The organism is Lentzea sp. NPDC042327, from assembly GCF_040647275.1.
Taxonomy (GTDB): Bacteria; Actinomycetota; Actinomycetes; order Mycobacteriales; family Pseudonocardiaceae; genus Lentzea.
In genome coordinates this window covers 708888-720336 of record NZ_JBEZBX010000002.1, presented here as the reverse complement: position 1 = coordinate 720336, position 11449 = coordinate 708888, and the positions used below count along the sequence as shown (strand labels likewise).

Sequence of the window (11449 nt, the reverse complement as noted above, 5' to 3'; positions counted from 1 at the left end):
GCGCTCGCCTACGCGGTGCAGGCATGACAGGGTGACGGCATGGAACCGAACCGTTCCCGAGCGCGATCGGCGTTGGCGCTCGCCGCACTGCTCGGGCTGGCCGGGGCAACCCACTTCACCAGGCCGAAGTACTACGACGCGATCGTTCCGCGTGCGCTGCCCGGCACCCCGCGGCAGTGGACGTACGCGTCGGGCGCGGCCGAGCTCGCCGTCGCGGCAGCCGTCGCCGCACCCCGCACCCGCAGGCTCGGCGGTCTCGCCGCCGCGGCGCTGTTCGTCGCGGTGTTCCCGGCAAATGTGAAGATGGCTCTCGATTTCCGGGACAAATCACCCAAAGCCAAGGCAATTGCCTACGGTCGCCTGCCGTTGCAGGTCCCTCTTGTGGCATGGGCGTGGAAAGTGGCGAAGTCGTCGCCCTGACCACCCCCGGTGGTGAGTGGCGGGGTGTCGGCAAACGCTGTCATTTCTTGCGCGAGAAACCTTAGGATGCGCCCTGTGCAAACGCTTCTGCAACGCGCCGCGGCCGCGCTCGGCTGGGACGGGGTCGCCGTTCCGGACGTCGCCGTGCTCGGCCAGCAGGTGTCCGCGGTGGTGCGTTTGCTGCCCGAGGTCCACGAGTGGAGAACCCAGAACGGCTGGCCGCCGCGCGCGGACCCGTCGTGGTTCCGCTCCTGGTTCGAGCCGGCCGCGCACGACCGCCTGCCCGTTGCCGCCGTGGAGCTGGTCGGCGTGCTCGTCAGCGAGTCGACGACGGACCGAGCGCTCCAGTCGTGCGGCACGTTGCTGACCCTCGCGCCGTGTGCGGTCATGTTGCCGCGGACCGGTGAGTCGCAGGCGTGGTCGTTCATCGAGCTCGACTACTACGGCATCGGTGTCGTGGTCGCGGACGAGCACTCCGCCGACCTGATGGTGCCGCCGGAGGACCGCTCACCGGAGTTCGGGCCGTCGCTGTTCGGCCGGTGGCTGCTCGAAGTGCTCTACGAACGCGTGCTGAAGGCCTCGCACGCACCGGCCGGGACCAGCCCGCAGTCCTGAGCCAGCCCGCAGTCCTCGGTCAGCCCGCGGTCCTGCCTAGCCCACGGTCCTGATCAGGGCCTTCAGGCCGTCCTCGTCCAGCAGGTCGGCCGGGCGCACCGTGTGGTCGTGCCGGACGTAGTGGAACGCGGCCCGCACCCGTTCCAGCGGCTCGTCCACCAGCGCCGCCCACGCCAGCCGGTACGCGGCGAGCTGCACCGACAACGCCGGCAGCGCCTCCTCGTCCGGCACCGCGCCGGTCTTCCAGTCGACGACGGTCCAGCCGTCCGGGTCCCGGTAGACGGCGTCCATGCGGCCGCGCACCGAGATCCCGTCGAACTCCGCCTCGAACGGCACCTCCACGTCGTGCGGGGTGCGGTCGGCCCACGGGCTGCTCAGGAACGCCTCCTTGAGGCGGTCCAGGTCCGTGTCGGGCGAGGCGTCGGCGTCACCGGCGCCGGGCAGCTCGTCGATGTCGAGCAGGCGGGTGGCGCCGAAGCGGTTCTCCAGCCACGTGTGGAACGCGGTGCCGCGGCGGGCCAGCGGGTTCGGCGGGAACGGCAGCGGCCGACGCAACCTGCGGGCGAGCAGGTCGGGGTCCTTGGCGAGCTCGACGAGCTGGCTCACGCTCAGGTGGTCGGGCAGCAGGACCTGCTCACGCCGGTTCATCGAGGCGGCCCGTTCGGCGAGCAGCACGTCGACGTCCGCGGCCCAGCCCTCGGGGTCGGCGTCCTCCGGCAGCTCCGGGTCGTCGGGGACCACGTCGTCGGGCAGCGGTTCCGGCTCGGGCGGGAAGTCCTCGTCCGGTGGCTCGTCCGGTGGCGGGTAGTCCTCGTCGGCGGGGGTCTCCGGTTCCGGTTCCGGCTCGAAGACCAGCGGCAGCGGCTCCGGCGGTGCGGTGCGGAGCCGGTCGAGCGCGGCCAGCACCAGCTCCGCGCCCTCGACGACGGCGTCACGGCGCTTGCCCAGCGGGTCGGCGGGCCACTGCGCGGCCTTCACGTCCTCGGCGAGCGGGTTCGGGGTGCCGGGCTCGGGTTCGTCGGCCCAGACGCTGATGTCGCCAGGGGCGTTGTCGCGCTGCAGGACCGCGTGCATGTCGGTGAGGAACACCGAGGGGCCCTTGGGTTTGTCGCCCGCTTCGCCCCACCAGTGGCCGGACAGCAGCAGGCTGTGCTCGGCACGCGTGACGCCGACGTAGAACAGCCGTCGTTCCTCGACCTGCCTGCGGTCCTCGAACTCCTCGGCGTGGATCGTGAGGGCCTCGTCGACCTCCTTGCGGTTCTGGCCGGCACTCAGCTTCAGCTCGGGCAGGTCCTGCGCGTCACCGCGCAGGTCGGCGGGCAGCTCGGTGACCGCCTTGAGCCAGCACGACGACTTCTTGCGGCCCGGGAACACGTCCTTGACCAGGTGCGGCAGCGCGACGATGTGCCACTCCAGGCCCTTCGCCGAGTGCACGGTCAAGATCTGCACCCGGTCCTCGGACACCTCGACCTCGCCCGGCTCCAGCCCGTCCTCGGCGTGCTCGGCGGTGTAGAGGTAGTCGAGCAGCGACGGCAGCGTCGCCGACGGGCTCGCGGCCGCGAAGTCCGCGACGACGTCGGCGAAGGCGTCCAGGTGCGCGCGACCGACCATGCCCGGCCGCGACATGGCCTCGATGTCCAGCAGCAACGTCCGTTCGACGTCCGCCACCAGCTCCGGCAGCGGCTGGTCGAGCCTGCGCCGGATCGCCGCCAGCTCACCGCCGAGCCTGCGGATCCGCCGGTACCCGTCCGTCGAGTACGCGTCCGGGTCGCCGGGGTCGTCCAGCGCGTCGGCGAGCCCGGCCTGCTCGGCGTGCTCCCCCGGCAGCGCGTCCGCGATCACCAGCAGCGGATCGTCCACGGCGGACTGTCGCGACTGGACACCGGCCAGGTCCCGCGCCCTCGTCCACAACGCGGCCAGGTCGCGCGCCGCGAGCCGCCAGCGCGAGCCGGTGAGCAACCGCGCGGCCGCCGTGCCCGCGAGCGGGTCGACGAGGACGCGCAGCGCGGACACCAAGTCCCGCACCTCGGGCTCGTCGAGCAGCCCGCCGAGCCCGACGACCTCGACGGGCAGCCCGCGTTCCCGCAGCGCCGCGGCGATCGCCGCCATGTCGGACCGGCGCCGCACCAGCACGGCCGCGGTCGGCGGCGCCCCCTCCGCGTCGAGGTGGGCGATCCACTGCGCCGCGAGGTTGTCCGCCATCCAGTCGAGCTCCTGGCGGATGTCGGCGTGCAGCGCGAGCCGCACGTCCCCCGGCCCCGCACCCGGACGGGCCTTGAGCTCCTCGACGTCGAGACCGGCCTCCCGCAACGGCAACGACACCGCGTTCGCGAGCTCCAGCACCTCCGGCGGGTTGCGGAAGCTCGTCAGCAGCCCGAACTTCGTCGTCGGCGGGAAGTCGTCCGCGAACCGCGGCAGGTTCGCCGCCGACGCACCGCGCCAGCCGTAGATCGCCTGCGCCGGGTCGCCCACCGACGTGACCGGCATCGGCGCGCCCTCACCGAAGAGGCTGCGCAACAGCACGCGCTGCGCGTGCCCGGTGTCCTGGTACTCGTCGAGCAGCACCGCGCCGTACCGGGCCCGTTCGCCCTCGCTGACCTCGGGGAACCCGGCGAGCTGCGCGGCCAGCGACATCTGGTCGGCGAAGTCGAGCGCCGCCTCCCTGCGCTTGCGCTGCTGGTAGGCGTCGAGCAACGGCAGCAACGCCACCCGCAACCGTTGCGCCGCAACGATCTCCTTGAGCTTCTCGGGCAACGCGTCCCGCTGCCGCGGCGCCTTGGGGGCGTTCTCGACGAGCTCGGTGAGCCGCGCGGCGTGGTCCTGCAGCTGCTCGGGCGTGACGAGGTGCTCACCCAGCTCACCGGCGAGCGAGAGCAGGTACCCGGTGATGGTCGCGGGCACCTTGTCGGTGTCGAGGTCCTTGGCCCACGTCGACACGACGCGGTGCGCGAGCTGCCACGCCGCGGTCTCGGTGAGCAGCCGCACCCCGGGCTCGACCGGGAGCCGCAACCCGTGCTCGGTGACGAGCCGCCCCGCGTAGGCGTGGTAGGTGAGCACGACGGGTTCGCCGGTCAACACCGCCATCTTGCGCTCGCCGCTGGGGTCGAGGTCGTCGAGCAGGGTGGAGCCGGCGAGCCGCCTGAGCCGCGCCCGCACCCGGTCCGCGAGCTGGCGGGCGGCCTTGCGGGTGAACGTCAGGCCCAGGACGCGGTCCGGCTCGACCAGCCCGTTCGCCACCAGCCAGACGACCCGCGCGGCCATGGTCTCGGTCTTGCCCGCACCCGCGCCGGCGATGACCAGGGCGGGGCGGGCGGGGGCGGCGATGACCTCGGCCTGCTCGGGGGTCGGCTTGTTGAGGCCGAGGGCTTCGGCGATCTCGAAGGGGCTGACGGTCATGGCCGCCTGCCTGTGGGGTGGGGAGCGGGCTCGGGACGATGGCGGTCGACGCGCGCATGGCGGTCAACACGCGCACGGCGGCCAACGCGCGCACGGTGGTCAACACACGCATGGCGGTCAACGCACGGCCGGTGCTCACCGCGCTCAACGCGCGCATGCCGTCCGACGGCTCCGTGCCGTCCCATGCGCGCCAGCGCGCCAGCCGCTGGGAGCCGCGCCGCGCCAGCAGGCCCCCCAGCACCCACACGTCGCTCCCCCGCCACACGCCCAACGCGCGCACGCCACTCAACAGCCCCACGCCACCCAACAACCCCACACCGCCCACCACGCGCGCGGCATGCGCCCGTGGCAAGGCGCGGCTCAGCGCACGAGGCGAAGAACCGGACCGGGGTGCTGAGCAACGTCACCGGCACATCTTCCTACCTGCTCCGAACGGCTCCGCACCAGCCGGGTGGACGCGGTCGCCCGGCGGTGCGCCGGGAGGGAGGTGCAGGTCACCGGCGGGCCTCACCACCTACTCGCTCACCTGGCGGCCGGACGGGTGGACCGGGCACGTGGTGCGGGCCGGGCAGCGGTCGCAGTCGGCGTTCTCGCGCGCCGTGTACGAGGGGCCGAGCACGGACTCGGCCGCGTCTTGGACGACCTCCAGCCACGCGCGGACGCCCTGTTCGTCCAGGGGGGCCTGGGTGCGTTCCACGGCGCCGGTCTTCTTGTCCTCGCGGGCCACGTACAGCAGGCGGGCGCCGCCCGGTTCGGTGCCGAGGCCGATGTGCGTGAAGCCGCCCAGGGAGGTGGCCAGCTGGTAGACGGCGAGCTGGGGGTGTTCCTGGCCGGCGTCGCGGGAGACCGGGTTCTTGCCGGTCTTGATGTCCACGACGATCGGGCGGCCGTCGGCGTCGTGTTCGAGGCGGTCGACGCGGCCGCGGACCTGGAGCCAGGGGCCGCCGTCGCGTTTCGGGACCTCGACGGACATCTCCTCCTCGACCGCCACCTGGGTGAGCTGGCTGCGGGTCATGGTGAGCCAGGCGAGGAACGTGTCCAGCATCTTCTCGACGCGCATGCGTTCGCGGCGGGAGAACCAGGGGGCGCCCGCGTCGACGGCGGCCCAGGCCTCGTCGAGCTTCACGCGCAGCTCGCGGGCGTCTGCACCCGAGGCGGCGGCTTGGGCGAGGGCGTGGACGAGGGTGCCGGTGACGGAGGCGAGCTCGGCCGGGTCCTGGCCGCCGTGGCGTTCGACGACCCAGCGCAGCGGGCACTTGGTGATCACCTCGATGGTCGAGGGGGTCACGCTGACCTTCTGCTCTTCCGTCCACAGTGGATCTTCTGACGACACGGCGGCGACGCCGTACCAGGACTCCGGGTGCGCGCCGGGAACGCCGGCCTCGGCCAGGCGGGCCAGCTGGGTGGCGGCGCGCGAACGGCGATCGGCCGGCTCCGCGTCCGAGCACACCACCCGGCGCAGCTCGCCGACCAGCTCGGCGAGCACCAGGCCGCGCTGGGGGCGGTGGAGCTTGCGCTCGTCCTCGGCGGACGACTCGATCTCGTCCAGGAAGCGCGACGGCTGCTCGTCCTCGCCGCGGACGGCGCTGATCAGCAGCTTCGACCGGGCCCGCGACGCCGCCACGAGCAGCAGGCGGCGTTCCTCGGCCAGGATCGGCGCCACCGCGGACACCGACGGCTCCAGGCCGGCCAGCACGTCCACCATCCGCTCGACGCCCAGCACCGTGCCGCGCAGCCGCAGGTCGGGCCACGCGCCCTCCTGCACCCCCGGCACCGCGACGACCTCCCACTCCCGGCCGGCGGCGGCGTGCGCGGTCAGCACCGCCACGGCCTCGCCGACGGGTGCGGCGGCGGCCAGCGTGTCGCCGACGATCCGCTGCGACTCCAGGTAGTCCGCGAAACCGGCCACACCGGAGCCCGGCAACCGGTCGACGTACTTCGCGGCCGCCTCGAACAACGCCACGATCGCGTCGAGGTCGCGGTCGGCCTGCATGCCGGTCACGCCGCGGCGCGCCGACTGCGTGACCCACCGCTCCTGCAGCCCGGTGGCCGTCCACAGCTCCCACAGCACCGACTCGACCGTCGCACCGCGGCCGATCGCCTTGCGCGCCAGCGACAGCAGGTGCGAGATCCGGCGGGCGGGCAGCGACTCGACGTCCTCCAGCGCGGCCAGCCGGTCGTCGGTCAGCAGCACCTCGACCAGCAGCTCCCCGCTCGGCCGGTCACCGCCGGCGGCCATCTCCAGCCGCCGCAGACCACGCCGCAACCGCCGCAGCGCCAACGGGTCCGCACCACCGTACGACGACGACAGCAGCATCGCCGCCGTGTCCTCGTCCAACGCGGACGGTGAGGCCGCCGCACGCACCAAGGCCAGCAACGGGCGCACGGACGGCTGTTGCGCCAACGGCAGCTCGTCCGACGGCACCGCCACCGGTACGCCCGCGGCGAGCAGCGCGCGCTGCAACACCGGTAGCGACAACGTGGCCGACCGCACGATCACGGCCATCTGCGACCACGGCACCTCATCGGCCAGGTGGGACCGCCGCAGCTGGTCCGCCACCCACGTGGCCTCCTGCGCGGCCGAGGCGAGCAGCCGCACCTGCACCGTCCCCTCGCCGTCGACCGGCAGCACCGACCGCGTCGGCGACGCACCGGGCAGCCGGGCGGCCAGCCGCGCCACCGCGTCGCGCACCTCGGGCAGCATCCGGTGCGACTGCGCCAGCACCACCGTCTCGCCCGGCACGTCCCGCAGGATGTCCGGGTCGGCGCCGCGGAACGTGAAGATCGCCTGGTCGGGGTCACCGGCGAGAATGAACCGCGCCGCACCCGACCCCAGCGTCCTGATCAGCGAGTACTGCATCGGGTCGAGGTGCTGCGCGTCGTCGACCAGCAGGTACCGCACCCGCCGCCGCTCGGCCCACAGCAGATCCTCGTCCGTCGCGAACGCCGCGTAGGCCATCGCCACCAGCTCGGCCGCGTCCAGCGCGGGGGCGAACGCCGTCGCGGAGTCCATCCCCGACAGCAGGTTCACCTCCTCGTACTGCTGCCCGAACCGCCCGGCCGCCACCCACTCGTCGCGCCCGTGCCGCTCGCCCAGCTCGACCAGGTCCTCCGGGCCCAGCCCGCGTTCGGCGGCGCGCAGCAGCAGGTCCCGCAGCTCGTGCGCGAACCCGGGCAGCTCCAGCGCCGGCCGCAACCGCTCCGGCCAGTGCGCGGCGCCCAGCTCGACGTCACCGGCGAGCAGGTCGCGCACCATCGCGTCCTGCTCCGGCCCGGACAGCAACCGCGGCGGCGGCTCGCCGAGCAGCACCGCCTGGTTGCGCAGCACCGCGAACGCGTACGAGTGCACGGTGCGCACCAGCGGCTCGCGCACCGTCGGGAACCGCCCGGTCAGCAGCCGCGTGACGTGGGCGCGCAACGCCACGGACGCGCGCCGGTTCGCCGTGAGCACCAGCACGTTCTCCGGGTCGGCGCCGTGCTCCAGCACCACGTGCGCGGCCAGCTCGGCCAGCAGCGTCGTCTTGCCCGTGCCGGGGCCGCCGAGGACGCGCACGAAGCCCTCGTGCGCGAAGACCCGCTGCGCAGCGGCGTCCCACCGGGGACGCGGGCGCGTCTCCGGTCTCCTGCGGACCAGCTGGGGTGGAAGTGCCACGCCTCGATTTCACCACGCTGCACCGACAAGATCAGTCCCGCCCGCCGATCGGAGCACCCGCCGCTGCCGTCCACCTCCTCGACGGGGAGCGGTGGTTCAGCCCGTTTTGACGGTGTTGTGAGCCTCGCCACTGCGCAGCCCGCAGCCGGTCCGGACGAACTCCCCCGGCGATCGGACGTGACCCCGACCCCGTCCGGTCACCGGGGCTGCAGGCCCTCCAGGAACTCCCCGGCCGCACGGGCCACGCCGAAGTGGGCGCCGGTCGCGAAGCTCGCCCCCGCCGCACGCCACCACTCGGCCTGCTCGGCGCTGGTGATCCCGTCGACCGCCACCGACACACCGCGTTCCCGCAGCAACGGCAGCAGCGCCGCGACGTACGGCGACCGGCTCTCCACCAGGCCGCGGGCCACCCGCACCGCGCGGACCGGCAGGTCGGAAGCGAGCAGGCCGAAGTCCAGCGGTCCCAGGCCGAAGTCGTCGATCGCCGTCAGCACGCCCATGCGGGTCAGGACGGCGACGTTGTCCGCGGCGTCGGCCATCGGCAGCACCGAGCCGGGCACGCTGATCATCAGCTGGTCGGTGGGCAGCCCGACCTGGTCGAGCACGCCCACGACCCGCGAGACCAGGTCCGCGTCGGCCGACTGGTGCGCGGTGAGCCGCATCGCGAGCGCGCGGTCGAACTGGCCGCGCTGGCGCCACCACACCGACTGGCCGGCGGCGACCCGCAGCGCCCACTCGCCGAGCGGCAGGATCAGCCCGGTCTGCTCGGCCAGCTCCGCGCACCGGTCGTGGCCCAGCTCGCCCGCGTCCGGCCGGTCCCAGTGCAGCGCGGCCTCGACACCGCTGACCACCCCGCCGACCAGGTCGACGACCGGCCGGTACCGCACGGTGATCTCGCCGTCCTCCCACGCGCTCGGCATCGCCACGGCCAGCGCGTCGTCACGGCGTTCCTCGGCGTCCTGGCCCGCGTGGAACAGCTCCCACTGGCCGCGGCGGCCCTTCTTGGCCCTGCGCAGCGCGCGTTCCGCCGAGCGCAGCACGTCGAGCGGCTCGCTGTCGGCGGCCGGCCGGTGCACGACGCCCGCGCTGACCGACACCGCCAGCCCGTGACCGTCCACATAGGTCGGTTCCAGCCCGAGGTCGTCGTTGATGCCGCGCATGACGGCGTCGATGCCCGGCGTGGTCGCGGTGTTCTCGACCAGCACGCCGAACTCGTCGCCGCCGAACCGGGCGATCATGACCTTCTCGTCCGCCAGCAACGCCTTCAGCCGCTGCGTGACGTGCTGCAGCAGGCGTTCGACGACCCGGCCGCCGAAGGTGTCGCGCAGCATGCCGAACGCGTCGAGGTCGAGGTGGAACACCGTGATGCCGTGCTCGGGGTCGCACTTGCGCAGCGCGATCTCCAGCTGGGTCGTGAAGAACTGCCGGTTCGGCAGGCCGGTGAGCACGTCGTGCAGCGCCTGCCGCTTGAGCTCGCCCTGCAGCAGCGCCAGCTCCGTGCCGTCCTCGACCACCACGACGAAGTGCATCGGCTTGTCGTCGGCGCCGCGCAGCAACGACGCCGTCAGCGTCACCCGCGCCGACTCGCCGTCCTTGCGCAGCAACCGCTGCGACTGCCGGACCCGCTCGGTGGCGCCGGCGGCCAGGTCGGCGAGCGCCTCCCGCAGCATGTCGGTGAAACCGGGCTGGATCAGGTCGAGCAGCGGCACACCGGTGAGCTCGTCGGAGGTGCTGCCGAGGATCTGCCCGATCGCGGCGTTGACCTGGAGCAACCGGCCGTCGAGGTCGACGATCAGCACGCCGTTGGTCGAGGAGGTGACCACCTCGTTGAAGCGGGCCTCGCTCTCCCTGAGGTTCCAGTTCGCGTCGCGGACCGCCTTGAGCAACGACTTCTGCATGCCCTCCTGCTGGGAGAGCACGGACTCGGTGCTGGCGGCGGTGAACCCGACGCCGAGGGCGCCCACGGCGAGCGCGACCCGTTCCGCGTACCGCTCGACGGGCTGGAACTCCGGCAGCGCGAGCAGGCCCTTGCCCAGCACCTCGGTGGTGCAGCGCAGACCGGCCTTCCCGAGGTGGCCCAGGCCCACCAGGTCGGCGCCCAGCTGCTCGACCGCCGTCGCGCGGAACGGTTCCTCGTGCAGCAGGGCGCACAACGCGTCGAGCCGGCCGCTCAGCTCCTCGTCGAGCTCCTGGCTGCCGCGCGGGATGACGACGGTGCCGAGCAGCCGGTAGGACCACTTGCGCGCGAGCGTCAGCCGCGCCCGGACGGCGTCCTCGGGCGACGGGGTTGCGTCACGTGCACGACTCGGCTTCGGCATTCGGGGCTGCCTCGTCACGGGCTCGGAGTGTCCGGCAGTTTAGCCACGCACCGTCGGTCCCACCTCAACCGGCGACGTGAATCGACATCACCCTATCGGTATCGGCTATGACTTACGACCGACCCCTGCGAAGGCGATCCGGTTCACCGCCGGGTCGTCGGAGATGTCACCAGGACCGGAAGGTCGCCATTCGGCGTACTTGACCAGTCCCGGTTCGACCAGCTCGAAATCACCGAAGAAGGCTTCGATCTCGGCGCGGTCGCGATAGGCGACGTCACCGCCGCCGGCCTTGCTCATCCGGTCGGTGACGGCCCTGGCCTCGTCGTTGACGTGGTCGCCGGCCATGTGCGAGATCGCGAGGTAGCTCCCGGCGGGCAACGCCTCGCGGTAGCGCTTGAGCAGCCCCTGCGGGTCGGCGTCGTCCGGCACCCAGTGGACCATGAACAGCAGCAGCAGCCCGACCGGCTGGTCGAAGTCGAGCAGCCGCCTGACCTCGCCGCTGCTCAGGATGCTCTCCGGGTCGCGCATGTCGGCCTGCAGCACGCCGACGCGGTCGTTGCCCGCGACGATCAGCTCACCGTGCGCCACGGCGACGGGATCGCGGTCCACGTAGACGACCCGGCACTCCGGGGCCTGCTCCTGCGCGACCTCGTGCACGTTCGCCACGGTCGGGATGCCGGAGCCGATGTCGAGGAACTGCCGCACCCCCTGCTCGGTCATGAACCGCACGGCACGGCGCAGGAAGGCCCGGTTGAGACGGGCCGCGCTGCGCGAGTGCGGCATCATCTCCTCGGCCTTGTCGCCCATCACGCGGTCGACCGCGAAGTTGTGCGCGCCGCCGAGCAGGTAGTCGTAGACCCGCGCCGCACTGGGCACGGACACGTCCACGCTCTGCGGGATCCAGTTCTCGTCGGCCACGGCGACCACCCTCTTGAGGTTGCGGACGCACAAGCTTAGTCATGCACGAAGCGCACTCGATTAGGCCGCAAGTGTGAACACACGCCACCCGAACGGGCACTGTCATCCTCACCCGAACGACTCATAAGGT

Annotated in this window: 6 protein-coding genes; 2 read left to right on the top strand and 4 right to left on the bottom strand. The window is 73.0% G+C overall.

The window, feature by feature from the left end; all coding sequences use genetic code 11:
* Positions 1-39: 39 nt before the first annotated feature.
* Together AB0A63_RS07350 and AB0A63_RS07345 are read left to right on the top strand one after the other, a co-directional pair.
* A complete protein-coding gene (locus AB0A63_RS07350; RefSeq protein ID WP_360386387.1) occupies positions 40-420 on the top strand; it encodes a hypothetical protein in 381 nt (126 codons plus the stop codon).
* Between the two features lie 75 nt (positions 421-495).
* On the top strand, positions 496-1035 hold the full coding sequence (locus AB0A63_RS07345) for a hypothetical protein (protein ID WP_197289137.1): 540 nt from the start codon (positions 496-498) through the stop codon (positions 1033-1035).
* A gap of 36 nt (positions 1036-1071) precedes the next feature.
* Here the strand turns inward: AB0A63_RS07345 and AB0A63_RS07340 are convergent, their stop codons facing one another.
* The 4 genes from AB0A63_RS07340 to AB0A63_RS07325 form a co-directional block, all read right to left on the bottom strand.
* The gene (locus AB0A63_RS07340; protein WP_360386384.1) at positions 1072-4431 is read right to left on the bottom strand and encodes a UvrD-helicase domain-containing protein; all 3360 of its coding nucleotides are present in this window, start codon (positions 4429-4431) and stop codon (positions 1072-1074) included.
* 514 nt (positions 4432-4945) lie between these two features.
* Positions 4946-8083, bottom strand: a complete 3138-nt coding sequence (locus tag AB0A63_RS07335) for an ATP-dependent DNA helicase (RefSeq protein ID WP_360386381.1) — start codon at positions 8081-8083, stop codon at positions 4946-4948.
* Positions 8084-8280: 197 nt separating this feature from the next.
* Positions 8281-10401, bottom strand: coding sequence for an EAL domain-containing protein (locus AB0A63_RS07330; RefSeq protein WP_360386378.1), 2121 nt, complete (start codon positions 10399-10401; stop codon positions 8281-8283).
* Positions 10402-10506: 105 nt separating this feature from the next.
* Entirely contained in the window at positions 10507-11319 is an 813-nt protein-coding gene (locus AB0A63_RS07325; protein ID WP_360386375.1) for an SAM-dependent methyltransferase, read from the bottom strand.
* Positions 11320-11449: the final 130 nt, after the last annotated feature.

Bases quoted from the DNA above. Each gene is read 5' to 3' on its own strand.
- AB0A63_RS07350 (WP_360386387.1), top strand. From the start codon at position 40: ATGGAACCGAACCGTTCCCGAGCGCGATCGGCGTTGGCGCTCGCCGCA.
- AB0A63_RS07340 (WP_360386384.1), bottom strand. From the start codon at position 4,431: ATGACCGTCAGCCCCTTCGAGATCGCCGAAGCCCTCGGCCTCAACAAG.
- AB0A63_RS07330 (WP_360386378.1), bottom strand. From the start codon at position 10,401: ATGCCGAAGCCGAGTCGTGCACGTGACGCAACCCCGTCGCCCGAGGAC.